Source organism: Campylobacter devanensis (assembly GCF_002139915.1).
Classification (GTDB): Bacteria; Campylobacterota; Campylobacteria; order Campylobacterales; family Campylobacteraceae; genus Campylobacter; species Campylobacter devanensis.
The window spans coordinates 868,082-880,939 of record NZ_CP018788.1; the positions used below are offsets into that span (position 1 = coordinate 868,082).

The 12,858-nt window shown below is 32.9% G+C and carries 16 protein-coding genes; 13 read left to right on the forward strand and 3 right to left on the reverse strand.

The genetic code is table 11. The annotated features are described in order from the left end of the window. Positions 1–648 (reverse strand): outer membrane protein assembly factor BamD, encoded by a 648-nt coding sequence (locus tag CIGN_RS04305; protein ID WP_086227070.1) that lies wholly within the window; start codon positions 646–648, stop codon positions 1–3. A 156-nt stretch (positions 649–804) separates the two neighbouring features. Here CIGN_RS04305 and fliW point away from each other — a divergent pair, with 156 nt between their 5' ends. From fliW to CIGN_RS04335, 6 genes are all read left to right on the forward strand, one after another. Next, a complete protein-coding gene (gene fliW, locus CIGN_RS04310) occupies positions 805–1,194 on the forward strand; it encodes a flagellar assembly protein FliW (RefSeq protein WP_086229044.1) in 390 nt (129 codons plus the stop codon). 34 nt (positions 1,195–1,228) lie between these two features. After that, positions 1,229–1,786 carry a hypothetical protein gene (locus CIGN_RS04315; RefSeq protein ID WP_086245578.1) on the forward strand — a complete coding sequence of 186 codons (558 nt, stop codon included), beginning with the start codon at positions 1,229–1,231 and terminating at the stop codon, positions 1,784–1,786. After that, positions 1,783–2,628 (forward strand): type II secretion system protein, encoded by an 846-nt coding sequence (locus CIGN_RS04320; protein WP_086233221.1) that lies wholly within the window; start codon positions 1,783–1,785, stop codon positions 2,626–2,628. Before CIGN_RS04315 ends, CIGN_RS04320 begins: the two co-directional genes overlap by 4 nt. After that, positions 2,625–3,092 (forward strand): type IV pilus modification PilV family protein, encoded by a 468-nt coding sequence (locus tag CIGN_RS04325; RefSeq protein WP_086302370.1) that lies wholly within the window; start codon positions 2,625–2,627, stop codon positions 3,090–3,092. Before CIGN_RS04320 ends, CIGN_RS04325 begins: the two co-directional genes overlap by 4 nt. Before the next feature lie 48 nt (positions 3,093–3,140). Further along, positions 3,141–3,668 carry a ribosome hibernation-promoting factor, HPF/YfiA family gene (gene hpf / locus CIGN_RS04330; RefSeq protein ID WP_086302372.1) on the forward strand — a complete coding sequence of 176 codons (528 nt, stop codon included), beginning with the start codon at positions 3,141–3,143 and terminating at the stop codon, positions 3,666–3,668. Between the two features lie 89 nt (positions 3,669–3,757). Next, positions 3,758–4,927, forward strand: a complete 1,170-nt coding sequence (locus tag CIGN_RS04335; protein WP_086235306.1) for an N-acetyl sugar amidotransferase — start codon at positions 3,758–3,760, stop codon at positions 4,925–4,927. Positions 4,928–5,423: 496 nt separating this feature from the next. Here the strand turns inward: CIGN_RS04335 and CIGN_RS04340 are convergent, their stop codons facing one another. Continuing rightward, the gene (locus tag CIGN_RS04340) at positions 5,424–6,692 is read right to left on the reverse strand and encodes a M20/M25/M40 family metallo-hydrolase (protein WP_086302374.1); all 1,269 of its coding nucleotides are present in this window, start codon (positions 6,690–6,692) and stop codon (positions 5,424–5,426) included. Positions 6,693–6,756: 64 nt separating this feature from the next. Between CIGN_RS04340 and CIGN_RS04345 the strand changes: the two genes are divergently transcribed. From CIGN_RS04345 to CIGN_RS04355, 3 genes are read left to right on the forward strand one after another with little or no spacing between them, the layout of a single operon-like run. After that, positions 6,757–6,936, forward strand: coding sequence for a hypothetical protein (locus CIGN_RS04345; RefSeq protein ID WP_086224448.1), 180 nt, complete (start codon positions 6,757–6,759; stop codon positions 6,934–6,936). Continuing rightward, positions 6,929–7,771 (forward strand): tRNA 5-methoxyuridine(34)/uridine 5-oxyacetic acid(34) synthase CmoB, encoded by an 843-nt coding sequence (gene cmoB, locus CIGN_RS04350; RefSeq protein ID WP_086302376.1) that lies wholly within the window; start codon positions 6,929–6,931, stop codon positions 7,769–7,771. The genes CIGN_RS04345 and cmoB overlap by 8 nt, the downstream gene beginning before the upstream one ends. A gap of 9 nt (positions 7,772–7,780) precedes the next feature. After that, on the forward strand, positions 7,781–8,266 hold the full coding sequence (locus tag CIGN_RS04355; protein WP_086227078.1) for a PaaI family thioesterase: 486 nt from the start codon (positions 7,781–7,783) through the stop codon (positions 8,264–8,266). Between the two features lie 63 nt (positions 8,267–8,329). Here the strand turns inward: CIGN_RS04355 and CIGN_RS04360 are convergent, their stop codons facing one another. Next, positions 8,330–8,920 carry an MBL fold metallo-hydrolase gene (locus CIGN_RS04360; protein WP_086224442.1) on the reverse strand — a complete coding sequence of 197 codons (591 nt, stop codon included), beginning with the start codon at positions 8,918–8,920 and terminating at the stop codon, positions 8,330–8,332. Positions 8,921–9,007: 87 nt separating this feature from the next. Between CIGN_RS04360 and CIGN_RS04365 the strand changes: the two genes are divergently transcribed. Genes CIGN_RS04365 through argB form a run of 4 tightly spaced genes read left to right on the forward strand, consistent with a single transcriptional unit; the run spans position 9,008 to position 12,699 of the window. Next, a complete protein-coding gene (locus CIGN_RS04365; RefSeq protein ID WP_181892525.1) occupies positions 9,008–9,748 on the forward strand; it encodes an NAD+ synthase in 741 nt (246 codons plus the stop codon). A gap of 14 nt (positions 9,749–9,762) precedes the next feature. Then, positions 9,763–10,896: a DegT/DnrJ/EryC1/StrS family aminotransferase gene (locus tag CIGN_RS04370; RefSeq protein WP_086302380.1), complete on the forward strand. Its 1,134-nt coding sequence runs from the start codon at positions 9,763–9,765 to the stop codon at positions 10,894–10,896. Next, positions 10,889–11,863, forward strand: a complete 975-nt coding sequence (locus CIGN_RS04375; RefSeq protein WP_086302382.1) for a tetraacyldisaccharide 4'-kinase — start codon at positions 10,889–10,891, stop codon at positions 11,861–11,863. Before CIGN_RS04370 ends, CIGN_RS04375 begins: the two co-directional genes overlap by 8 nt. Then, positions 11,857–12,699 (forward strand): acetylglutamate kinase, encoded by an 843-nt coding sequence (gene argB / locus CIGN_RS04380; protein WP_086234451.1) that lies wholly within the window; start codon positions 11,857–11,859, stop codon positions 12,697–12,699. The genes CIGN_RS04375 and argB overlap by 7 nt, the downstream gene beginning before the upstream one ends. The last annotated feature ends 159 nt before the right edge of the window (positions 12,700–12,858 follow it).

A 12,858-nucleotide genomic window follows, 5' to 3' on the forward strand; every position in this document is an offset into this window, starting at 1 on the left:
CTACTCAAATGGCGTCATATACCAAGGCAATTTGGCTTTAGTTGAATTAATATCATTTAGTGGTGAAATATCAATTCTATCTTGATAAATTGCTGCTGAATCATCTTTATCTAATCTATTGTATAGTTCATAAATATCAATATTTAAATAGTATTCAGCCAGTCTAAATTTAATCAACATAGTCTCTAATAGTGGCTTATATTGAGTATTTGGATAGTTTGTTAAGAATTCATTAATCTGCGAAATACTATCTTGAATCAACTTTTGATTGCGATTTGGTTTGCTAAATGAATCAAAATTTGCTTTTATCTTTAGATATTGGATATATTCTATGCTATCTTTTGTACCATATTTTTTGATATATTCATCTAGGTAGAAGTTAGCCATCTTATACTCTCCTTCATCTACATGAGCATTTGCCATAATTACTAAAACTTGCTCTAAATATGGGCTTGCTACATGCTCACTAGCAAATGATATATAGTGCTTATCTGCTGATTCTAGGTCTGCATCTTTGATATCATTTAAAATTTGGTTATACCATTGATCTGGAGTGAGATTATATAGTTCGTTATCTTTTTTTGCACCACAACCTGCTAACAAAGCCAAAGACAAAGCTAAAATAGCAGATTTGAATTTTATATTCATTAATTTTCCTTCATCTGATTAAAATTTGGTGATTATAGCAATATTTTGGTAAATTTATGCGTTATAAGAAAAAATTTTATAAATTACGCTCAAACCCTATGAATTTGGAACAAAAAATGCTACAATACGACAAACCCAATTTTTAAGGAGAGTAAAGTGAAATTTTCTGTTAAAAACCCTATCCCTGGATTTGAAAACATCAAAGAGGTTGAGATAACTAAAATTGATGATTTCTTTGTTAAAATGCAAGATGTAGATAGCAAAACATCTTTTACTATGATTAATCCATATGCGCTTCGCCCTGATTATGAGTTTGATATCCCAACTCCATACAAAAATCTACTTCAAATAGATGATAACTCTAAATTAGAGCTTTATGCTATTGTCGCTATCAGCAGTCCTATCGAAGAATCTACTGTGAATTTCTTAGCACCAGTACTTTGCAACACAACTGCTGCTACGCTAGCACAAATTGTCTTAGACAATCGCTACTATCCAAATTTCGGTCAAGCAGAAAAAATCAGCGCTTATGTCCAAAAACAATAAATCCTTGTAGTGGCTCACACGAGCCACGATATCTATGCGTTACGCCTTTTCATCTTTGGAGCTTATTTTATCAATTATTATTGTAGCTATTGCACTATCGTCGCTTCCATCAATTTTGCAAATTTCAGTTAAAAGTACAAATGATGCTATATTATCTGAGGCGGTTACAGCTAGCTATACTAAACTATCAAATATTATTGCCCATCCATGGAATGATGCTATTAGCCCTAGTTTAGCTCAGCCGATTTATTATAGTAGTGAGTTACCATTAAATTCTCTTACTAGTAGAGTAATATCTAAAATTACGCCAAATAAAATCAACACTGCCAAAAATAGCATTAATGGCTTTAATGGTGATAGTGGGCTATTAAAACCTGGAGTAGATTCAAAAAATTTATTAAATTTAGAGTATGCTATTAGTGTTGGATTTATAAATGATTTTAAATTTACTACAAATACTACAAAAAATCCAGCTGATGCTATTGCTATAAAGCTTACAACCAAAGCAAATACTAAGCCTATTATATTTTATAGTTATAGCTATAATATTGGCGAACCGCTAATAAGAAGCTTAATAATCCCATCGCCATGAAATTTAGCTTTATTAAATTTAACCATAAAATATCTAATTACGCCAAGTCAAATACTATTACATTTAAAAGCGCATTTAGCCTACTTGAGATGAGCTTTGTTATTGTTATTGGCGGGATTTTAGCTGGAATTATGATACAAATCTATAGCTCTTTACATACTAATTATCTACAAATATCAGCCACAAATCGACTAGAATCTACTGCTACAAATACTATGCTAATCATAAATAATTATCTTCAACAAAGCATAAAAGAGTCCATTTCCACTAGAAATGGCTCTCAAATTCGGCCACTCTATAAAAGTGCGAGCGCTAGCGAATTTATCTGGTTTAGCAAAAGCTTTGAGACGCTACAAAATAGCTCTAGCTATCATCAATGGAGTGGATTTATTGATATCTTAAATATACAAACAACAAATGACACAATCACTCTGCACTCGCCACTAAGCAAATTTGATACAAGTAAAAATGATAAAGTGTTAAACAATTTAAAACTTAATGATATTAGAATCATATTTAAAGGAAGTGATGAAATATACTCAAATACGCATAAAATCATAAGTGCCAAAGATGAACTAATAACCATCAAACGACCAAATCGCCCTATTTTTATCAGTGAAATTTACTATCTAACTCACGCTCTAATCTCGTTAAATTTGCAAAATAACACATTATATTTAAATGAATTTAAACTAAATAATTTAAATAAAACTATTCGTTCCAACCCAATTGCTCGCAATGTAAGTTCATTTAATATCAAACAAAGTGGCGCAAATATTATCTTTCAACTTTGCTTAAAAGAATCAAACGGTATAGAGCTTTGCAAAAGTAGTAGCCTATGAAAAAACAAGCAATAAATCGTTTAAAAAGTGGTTTTAGCTTGATTTTAGCAGTAGCGTTTATCATTGCTATAAGTGCCTTAGCGCTAAATACCATCACGCTTAGTTCTACTGCCACTATTAGTATTAATCATCTCTACCTTCACTCTCAAGCTAAACTAATAGCCATTTCAGCTACCCAAAACGCCATTGCTCAAATTCAGCGAAATGATTTTAACCAAAATTGTCCAAGTAAATTTAGTCTATTTTATCCAAATAGTAGTGATTATATTTTAAAATCTGAAGTTGTAATTATGCGCTATATAGGCGGTAAAATACCTCCAGCATGTAATGATAAAATTTGGAAAGAAATTAATGCTACCACTCCAAATATAGACGTAGCTATAATGCATACCATAGTCCAAACCAATCCAAATCTAGCTATAACTCCTATAAAAATAAGCAAAATAACCACCCAAAAGCCCTAAATAAGGATATTTATGCTAAAATAACACAAATTTTTAAAGGAGAATGCTATGAATACAAGTATAGTAGGCAGACAGTTTGAATTAACTGAATCTATCAAAAGTTATTGTGATAGCGCATTTGAGGCACTTAGCAAGTATAATCTAGATATAATCTCAGCTAAAGCCATAATCTCAGCTGATGAAAGAAATGGCAAAAAAGGCTTTGATGTGGAGTTTGCTATTAACTTGGCTAAAAAAGATACAATAGTAATCCGTCAAAAAGATAAAGATTTATACGCTGCAATCGATTTAGCACTTGATAGAGCTAGCAAAGTACTTCGCAGACATCATGACAAACTAGTAACTCACAAAAATAGCGATGAACTAAAAGAGTCTAGAATCATAGTAGATGAAGTATCAATCGAAGGTGCTGATGAGATTGTACCAACTGAACTTGAATTATACAAACCAATGGAAGTTGAAGAAGCTTTAACTAAATTAAAAGATAGCGGTGCGCAATTTTATGTATTTAATGATATGGATGCTAAAATGCGTGTTTTATACAAAAGAAATGATGGCAAATTTGGCCTATATTAATTATATAAAACTTTCTAAAAAAGGGAGGTAGTCCATCTACCCCCCCCCCTTTTTTTTTTTATTTTAATTTAATTTTATAGAGGTATATAATGGAATATTGCAGCAGATGCCTGCAGACAAATACTCGCCCGGGGGTAGTTTTTAAAAATGGGGTTTGCGGTGCGTGTTTATGGGAAGAAGAGTCTAAAATAATCAACTGGAGTGCTAGAGAGAATGAGCTAAAATCAATTGCTGAGAATGCTAAGACTAAATCCAAAGGGGCATATGATTGCGTTATTGGTGTTAGTGGCGGCAAGGATTCTACATTTCAAGCATTTTATGCTAGAGATATTTTAGGGCTTAGAGTTTTACTAGTTAATTGCGAGCCGATGGATATCACGCCAATTGGAAGAGCAAATTTTGAAAATTTAAAGCGTCATGGTTTTGAGACAATATCTATAAATCCAAATAGAAATTTAGCAAAAAAGCTGATAAAAAAAGCATTTTGGGAGTATCTAAATCCCGTAAAACCTCTTGAATACACGCTTTATGCCTCAGCATATATAATTGCTGATATGTTTAATATCCCTATGATATTACAAGGTGAGAATGCTGCTCTTACCCTAGGTGCTAAAAATAATCTACAAGATAGTAGTGGAAACGCTCTAAATATCGTAAATTCAAATACACTTAAAGACAATCCAATAGAAATCTATATGGATGAAGAGACTGAACTAAAAGATCTATTTTTATACAAAGTTCCAGTAGATGAACTCACCAAAAAGGGCGTAACTGCTGTATGGCTAAATTATTATACAAACAAATGGAGTATGCAACATAATGCAAAATTTGCTATTGAGCGAGGTCTTAGCATATATCCTAAAGATGTCAATCCATATGACCTAGGTACATATCGCAGATGTTTTCAATTAGATACATATATGACCATTGTTAATCAATATTTTAAATATATTAAATTTGGCTTTGGACAGTGCAGCGATCATGTAGCATATGATTTAAGAAGCAAAAACATCACTAAAGATGAAGGTAAATATCTACTTCGTGAGCTTGATGGCAAATATGGTGAATTTTATATGCAAAAGATGGCCTCTTATCTAGACTTAACACCAAGCCAAGTGTTAGAGTATTGCCAAAAATTTAGAGGCGATATGTTTGAGCAATGCGAAAATGGTTGGAAGCTTAAAAACCCAATTTGGGAGCTAGAACCAATCCAAAACAAACATAATATCAAAGATATAATGAATAGACTTGGATTTTAATATAGTTTTATATTAGCTTTATTGTGGCTGTATTGCTTTATCTTTTTATTAATTTTTGATTGGCTTAGATAATTTATTTATAATTGAATCTAATTTATAATCACGATGAACTAGTTTTTTAATGGCGTAGAAATCTACGCCTAAGAATCCAAGCATCAAAATTTTTACATAAAATACAGCGCAGATTTAAATTCTATGTAGATATGATTATATTTTACTCAGAATATATTTTAATATTTGTCAATAAATTATTGAGCATCTCATAATCTAAGCCAAAAATAATTCTTATCTATATTACTTATACTTTAAATTATTAAACAGGAATTATGCTCATAGGGTTAGCCTCCCTATGGTAAATTTGTCTCCATAAAAAGGTAGGATATATATTAAAAATTATATTTACTATAATTATATTACTTTTATATAATTCTTATCAAAGCTTATTAGCTTTTTACAATAAAAGCATAAGCGCAATCCCTCTAAGCTACATAATTATTTACTTTTGATAATATGCTACTATTTTTTCTACAACTTTAGCTATTTTTTCTAGTGAGTCAATCTCTAAGTGTTCATTTATACTATGTGGAGAGTAGATATTTGGCCCTATTGATGCAGCTTCTAATCCATTTTGCTTAGCGACAAATACGCCGCACTCAAGCCCGGCATGAACAGCTTGAAATTTAACCTTAGGATTATTTTCTTGCATAAATTTCAAAACAACATTAGCAAATTCACCAATTTTTGGTGTCCAAGCCCCACTTCTCTCAAAAAAGCTTACCTTAAACCCTGCTAATTTTGCTAAGCTTGCAGTCTCAAATTTAAGCCTCTCTAGCCCATCTTCACTCATCGAACGAGCAAAAAACTCCAACTCTATAACGCCATCATTACTCTTAATCCTTGATAAGTTTATACTATCACGCACTATTTTTAGATTCTCATCATAGCTTCGTACTCCTTGAGAAAAGCTATTAATTAATGCTAAAATATTATCTCCAAATTCTAATACCTCCTCTCCAACGCCAAGCTCACGCACCACTACCCTATCATCACTATGTATTATCTCATCACAAATTACTATCCCTTTAGCATTTACAGGAATTGAGTTGCTACGCTCACCGCCATTAATATCTACAATTTTGCCATTATTTTTAGCAATAAATTCAGCTAATATTTTAATTGAATTTGGAATATCCTTAATAATCTCTAGTCCGCTATGACCGCCTGGTAAATTTAAGACACTTAGTTCATAAAGTCTATTATTAGCCGGCACTTTACTAGCTTTAATCTTAGCATGTATTAGCTCACCAGCAGCACAACCTATAAATACACCATCTTCATGTTCGCTATCAAGATTTAAAAGCCTACCACTTATAATGCGCCCATTAAAGCCATTTGCACCAATCAAGCCAACCTCTTCATTAGCACTAAATAACACTTCAAGATTTTCAAATTTCTCCATCATATCCATCATAATTGCTACGCCAATTCCATTATCAGCGCCCAAGCTAGAATTTTTAGCTCGTAAAATTTTGCCATCATCTATTAACTCAATATTTGGCGCATCTCCTACACAAACCATATCATAGTGTGACTGCAAGCAAATTTTTGGCTTACCTTTAATAGCATAGATATTATCAAATTCATCAATCCTAACGCTAAATCCACTCTTTTTAGCAAAATCAACTAGATAATCTCTAAGCTGCAAAGCATCAAAACTACAATGTGGAATAGTGCAAATTTCTTTAAATTTATCCAAGATTTCCATATTTTACTCCAAATTTTTATAAAATTATATCAAAATTAAACAAAATAATGGTAACATTATCACTATGAAAAATTTGATTATATTTGTGATTTTGGCACTATTTTTACAAGGGTGCCTTTGGATAAATAAACGAGGAATTTCAGACAAATACTACAACAGTTGTAAGGAGTATTACGATGCAGCTGGTATATATCACAAAAAGTGTGATGAGAATTTAGTAGATTGGAAAGAGATATATGAATAATAAATCTTACGATGAGCTTTTAAAGCAAATTTTGCAGCTGCCTAGTGATAATTGTGAACTTACATTAGATGAAAGTGTGCGGATTAATATCCCAAATTTTACTAAAGAGATTAAAGAAATTGCAGTTGCGCTTAAGCCGTGGCGAAAAGGACCATTTAATCTAAATGAGCTTTTTATAGATAGCGAATGGAGAAGCTTTGTTAAGTTTAATATTTTAAAACCATATCTAAATTTAAAAGGTAAAAGTGTCGCAGATGTGGGGTGTAATAACGGCTATTATATGTTTAAAATGCTCGAATTTAATCCAAAAAGTATAACCGGGTTTGACCCTAGTGAGCTAGCATTTTTGCAATTTAGTTTTATTAATCACTTTATTAAAAGCGATATTGAGTTTAAAATTGCTGGTGTAGAGAGCTTGCCTGAATGCGGAAGTAAATTTGATACAATATTTTGCCTTGGAGTTTTATATCACAGAAGCGACCCAATAAAGTGCCTAAAAGAGCTAAAATCAGCAATGAATCCAGGCGGTGAGGTATTTATAGATACAATGTACATCGAGCGTGATGATGAAATGGTGCTAAGCCCTAATGGTAGCTACTCTAAAATTCCAAATATTAGCTTTATTCCAAGTGTTAAAGCTCTTAAAAACTGGTGTCAAAGGGCTAAATTTAAAAGTTTTGAAATTTTAGCTACTAAGGAAACTGACTTGTTTGAACAGCGCAAAACAGAGTGGATAGATGGGCAAAGTCTTAGTGACTTTTTAGACCCAAATGATGACTCTAAGACAATAGAAGGTTATCCAGCACCAAAAAGAATTTATATAAGATTAACTTAAGGGTATATTATGAATGAGTATGATGAGAGTTTGCAAGATATTGGATTAATTGATAGTGCTGAGATTTTTCAAGGGCTTTTAAATATACCAGCTACTATAAACTCCACTTTATGCGGCGGAATAGTAGATATGAAACCAAACTATGCTAAAACTACGCTAATGACTAGCAATGAAATGGTTTTTGATGATGAAAAGCTAGTTCATGGTGGATTTATATTTGGTGCGGCTGAGTGGGCTGCGCATGTAGCTATAAATACGCTCCACTCTGTAACTATAGGCGCAAAAGTAAATCTATACGCACCAGCCAAAGTTGGCGATATGGTAGAATTTGAGGCGCACGCCTACTACGAAGAGTCTAAAAAGCGTGAGGTTAAGGTCATAGGCACAATCAAAGAGATTAAAATCTTTGAAGGCACTTATCAGATAGTTGTACTAGAAGAGCATATATTTAGACTTCAGCAACGTAAAATGACAAGCGATGAATCGCAACAATAAGGCTAGTATTAACAAATCTTGATTTGTTAATAAATTTAATCCATCTTATATAGGCGCAAAAGGCTAAATTGCCTGCGCCCATCTAATTAGCGAATTTCTCTCAGCATCTAAGCTTGTTGGTTCACCATGTCCTGGGTAAATTTTATAATTTTTTAACTCTACAGCACGTTTTAGACTCTGCCTCATTAATTTACCATCACTAAAAGGAAAATCATACCGACCAATTGAATTTTTAAATATAAAATCTCCGCTAAACATCACATCACCAGCCGTTATTACACTACATCCTGGAGTATGCCCTGGGAAATGGCAAAAGGCAAATTTAACTCCACTAAAATCAAACTCTTCTCCATCGCTTACTAAAATATCAGGGTTAAATTTAGCCTGCAAAAGTCCAAATGGGTCATTTTGACACAAAAATGCATCATCTTTAGGTATATAAATATCCACACCAAATTTTGCTTTAATAGCATCACAATCATAAACATGGTCAAAATGTCCATGCGTACAAAATACCGCTAATGGATTTTTGCACACACGCTCAATCCACTCTAGCGCACCATCGCCTGGATCGATTATAATCTCTCCATCACTTAAAACTACTACATAACAATTGGTTCCATAAATCCCAAAAGCTCTTGAAATAATCTGCATTTTTACTACCTTTTTTAAGTTTTTTTTCTAATATTCTAAGATAGATTTTACCATAATCTAGATATAATTTTGTATTATTTTTAATGGATGATATTAGTGGAAAATTTTAAATTATTAGAAAATAACCTTCTAAATTTTCTTGATTCTTACCTAAAAAGCTCTGGTGCTAAGGGTTTTGTCCTTGGACTAAGTGGCGGCTTAGACTCTGCGGTTGTGGCTACACTTTGTACCAAAGTCGCTCCTACAAAAGCACTCATAATGCCAACTTCTAGCTCAAATAAAGCAAATTTAAACGATGCTTTAGAGCTATCTAGTAAGCTAAATTTGGATTACCAAATTATTGATATTAGTGATATTTTGGCTAGTTTTTTACCTTTTAGCAATACAAATGATAAGCTAAGAGTTGGAAATATTGCTGCTAGAATCCGCATGATTTTACTCTACGATCACTCTAGTTTGCTTAATGCACTTGTTGCTGGTACAACAAATAAAAGCGAGAAAATGCTAGGATATGGTACGATTTATGGCGATATGGCGTGCGCACTAAATCCACTAGCAAATATCTATAAAAGCGATCTCTTTGAATTTGCGAGCTACCTTGGTGTTAATCACAAAATCATAGCCAAAGCTCCAAGTGCCGATCTATGGCAAAATCAAAGCGATGAAAATGATATCGGATATAGCTATAAAGAGATTGATAAACTGCTAAAAGCTATAGAAAATGGCGAAGATTTATCTAAATTTGATAGCGACTTTAAAAATAAAATAACTGCTAGAATCACCAAAAATAGCTTCAAGCAAAAACTACCAGCAACACCAAATATATAAAATTAGGAGATTTGATGAGAGATATACCTTTTTTTCGCCCCTTAATCACTGATAGAGAGCATGAACTTATCAAAGAGACCTTAGAAAAAAATGCAAACTATATGGTTGAGAATTTAGAAAATAATATAAAAGATTTCTTCGGTGCCAAACACGCTATCACCACAAATAACGGCACCGCCGCTATACACCTAAGCTTATGTGCTATGGATTTAAAGCGTGGAGATAAGATTATCTGCTCTGTTAATGCCTTTCCTAGTATAGCTCAAGTCATTAGGCATTTTGACGCTGAGCCGATTTTTGTCGATATAAATGAAGATGATTTTAATATAGACCCAAATGAGCTAGAAAAAATCCTAAAAACTCAAAAACACAAAAAATTAAAAGCCGCATTTATAACCCATGTAGCTGGTCAGAGTGCTGATATGGACGCTATATACGCCCTTGCTAATGAGTATGATATAAAGATTATTGATGATGCTAGTAGAGCAATGGGCGCTACATATAAAGGCAAATTAATAGGCAATATGAGATCATATATGTCTTGTTTTCAGATCAATCCCCAAGTCCAACACGCAGTAGCAACAACTGGTATTATAATTACAAATGATGATGAGATGGCTAGTCGTGCTAGACTAATTCGCAACCATGCTATAATCAACGATAGCTTCGATAAAGATGGAAATTTAGGCTATATGTATGATGTAATTGATATTGGGCAAAAATATGATCTAAATTCACTCTGTGCCGCATATGGAATTGCTCAGTTTGAAAAACTTGGAATGTTTATCGCACGCCGCAAGGCAATTGCAGCAATATATAATGAAGAGTTAAAAAATTGCCCACATATCACTACGCCACTAGCTAAGCGAGATCACATATATAACCAATATATTATTAAAATCGATAAAAATCGTGATAGTTTTGCTAGAGAACTAAAGGAGATGGGAATTAGCACTAGCTTGCACTACCGCCCAATGCACCTACTAAGCTACTATAAAAACAAATACCACCTACGGGTAAATGACTTTCCTAAAGCGCTTAAAACCTATCAACAAATTTTATCACTACCAATATATGCCGCACTTAGTGATGAAGAAGCGCTTTATATCTGCAATGCAGTCAAATCAGTAGCACAAAGTCGTGTTTAAACGCAAATTTCACGCTTGGCTAGAGAGATATTTTTACCAGCCAAGCGTTTTTGATATTATTGTTAGCGCCCTACTTTTACCGCTATCAGCAATTTATTATTGTATAGTTTGGATTAAATTCAAACTATCTAAGGTGCAAAAATTTCCAATCCCAATAATTAGTATTGGTAATCTAGTCCTAGGCGGAAGCGGAAAAACTCCATTAACTAAAGCAATTTTTAATGAGTTTAATCACGAATTTAAAACCTTTATAATCCTAAGAGGCTATAAAAGAGAGTCAAAAGGTATGCAAATTGTAGCACTAAATGGTGATATAAAATGTGATGTAGCAACTAGTGGCGATGAGGCAATGGAATATGCTACAAATTTAAAAAATGCCAATATAATAGTCTCAAACGATCGCAAAATAGCTATAAATAAAGCTATAAATCTAGGCGCTAAGCTTGTGATTTTAGATGATGGATTTGGAAAGGCTAATATTTTTAAATTTAATATTTTACTACGTCCAGCCAAAACCCCGCGACTAAATTTCACCATCCCAAGCGGAGTTTATCGCTATCCAAGTAGCTTTTATGGTCTAGCTGATTTCATCCCAAGCAGTAGCGATATAATCAAAAAAACGACTATCATAAATCCGCAGCCAAAAATGGTTTTAATGACTGCTATTGCTAACCCTTCAAGATTGGAGTTCATATTTGATAAATGTATAGGGCATGAATTTTTTGCTGATCATCATAAATTTAATAAATTTGAGTGTGAAAGCATACTTAAAAACTATAATGCTAACTCCCTTTTAGTAACACAAAAAGACTATGTAAAAATCAAAGATTTTGGATTAAGTGTTTCAATTTTAGACTTAAAAACAACGATTTCTCCAAATTTTGCAAATAAAATCAAATTATTTATCAAAAGCTACCAAAATTCAGATAAAATATATCAAACAAATCAAGAAGGAAAGATATGTTAAAAAGCAGTAGAACGGCTGAAGTCATCCTTAGTGCTTTGCCATATATCCAAAAATTTAGAGATAAAATTTTTGTTATCAAATATGGCGGAGCAGCTCAAATAGATGAGAAGTTAAAAAATAACTTCGCTAGGGATATTGTACTTTTACAGATTGTTGGTATTAAGGTTGTTTTGGTTCATGGTGGTGGCAAAACTATTAACTCATTTTTAGATCGGCTTGATATTAAGAGCGAATTTATTGATGGGCTTAGGGTTACAGATGCAAACACTATGGAAGTTGTAGAGATGGCACTTAGCGGCCTAGTAAATAAAGAGATTACTAGTATGCTAAATAAACATGGCGCAAGAGCCATAGGCGTTAGCGGCAAAGACGATAATATGCTAAGAGCCAAGGTAATGGATAATGGCAAATACGGCTTTGTAGGTGACATCACTAGTGTAGATGATAGGCTTATTAACTCTCTTTTAGATGATGGGTTGATACCAGTTATTGCGCCAATTGCTATTGGTGAAAATTACGAATCATACAATATCAACGCTGATTTGTGTGCTAGTGCGATAGCTAGTAAATTAAAAGCTAGTAAGGTTATATTTTTAAGCGATATTAGAGGCGTGTTAGATAAAGAATCAAATTTAATCGGCAAACTAGATAAAGATAGCATTGAAACACTTAAAAAAGATGGTACAATCAGCGGTGGAATGATTCCAAAAGTTGATGCTTGCTTAGAGTGTATTCAAAATGGCGTAGGTGCAGCCCACATAATAGATGGCAAAATTCCACACTCATTATTATTAGAAATTTTCACAGATGAAGGTATAGGGAGTATAATCAAATGAAACTTTTAAGCATAATTTTAAATCAATTCGAAGTAACAAATTTAGCCAAGGAGCTAGCAAATCATAAATGTGTAAGCCAAATTCACAATCTAAACCCAATAAATGCAAAATCGTGGGCAAATAAAGAACTAGCTGCTAATCAAGCAATGCTAGTTGTTG

Coding starts and splice junctions, on each gene's coding strand:
- CIGN_RS04305 (WP_086227070.1), bottom strand. CDS start 648: ATGAATATAAAATTCAAATCTGCTATTTTAGCTTTGTCTTTGGCTTTG.
- CIGN_RS04315 (WP_086245578.1), top strand. CDS start 1,229: ATGCGTTACGCCTTTTCATCTTTGGAGCTTATTTTATCAATTATTATT.
- CIGN_RS04320 (WP_086233221.1), top strand. CDS start 1,783: ATGAAATTTAGCTTTATTAAATTTAACCATAAAATATCTAATTACGCC.
- CIGN_RS04325 (WP_086302370.1), top strand. CDS start 2,625: ATGAAAAAACAAGCAATAAATCGTTTAAAAAGTGGTTTTAGCTTGATT.
- hpf (WP_086302372.1), top strand. CDS start 3,141: ATGAATACAAGTATAGTAGGCAGACAGTTTGAATTAACTGAATCTATC.
- CIGN_RS04335 (WP_086235306.1), top strand. CDS start 3,758: ATGGAATATTGCAGCAGATGCCTGCAGACAAATACTCGCCCGGGGGTA.
- CIGN_RS04340 (WP_086302374.1), bottom strand. CDS start 6,692: ATGGAAATCTTGGATAAATTTAAAGAAATTTGCACTATTCCACATTGT.
- CIGN_RS04345 (WP_086224448.1), top strand. CDS start 6,757: ATGAAAAATTTGATTATATTTGTGATTTTGGCACTATTTTTACAAGGG.
- cmoB (WP_086302376.1), top strand. CDS start 6,929: ATGAATAATAAATCTTACGATGAGCTTTTAAAGCAAATTTTGCAGCTG.
- CIGN_RS04355 (WP_086227078.1), top strand. CDS start 7,781: ATGAATGAGTATGATGAGAGTTTGCAAGATATTGGATTAATTGATAGT.
- CIGN_RS04360 (WP_086224442.1), bottom strand. CDS start 8,920: ATGCAGATTATTTCAAGAGCTTTTGGGATTTATGGAACCAATTGTTAT.
- CIGN_RS04365 (WP_181892525.1), top strand. CDS start 9,008: ATGATATTAGTGGAAAATTTTAAATTATTAGAAAATAACCTTCTAAAT.
- CIGN_RS04370 (WP_086302380.1), top strand. CDS start 9,763: ATGAGAGATATACCTTTTTTTCGCCCCTTAATCACTGATAGAGAGCAT.
- argB (WP_086234451.1), top strand. CDS start 11,857: ATGTTAAAAAGCAGTAGAACGGCTGAAGTCATCCTTAGTGCTTTGCCA.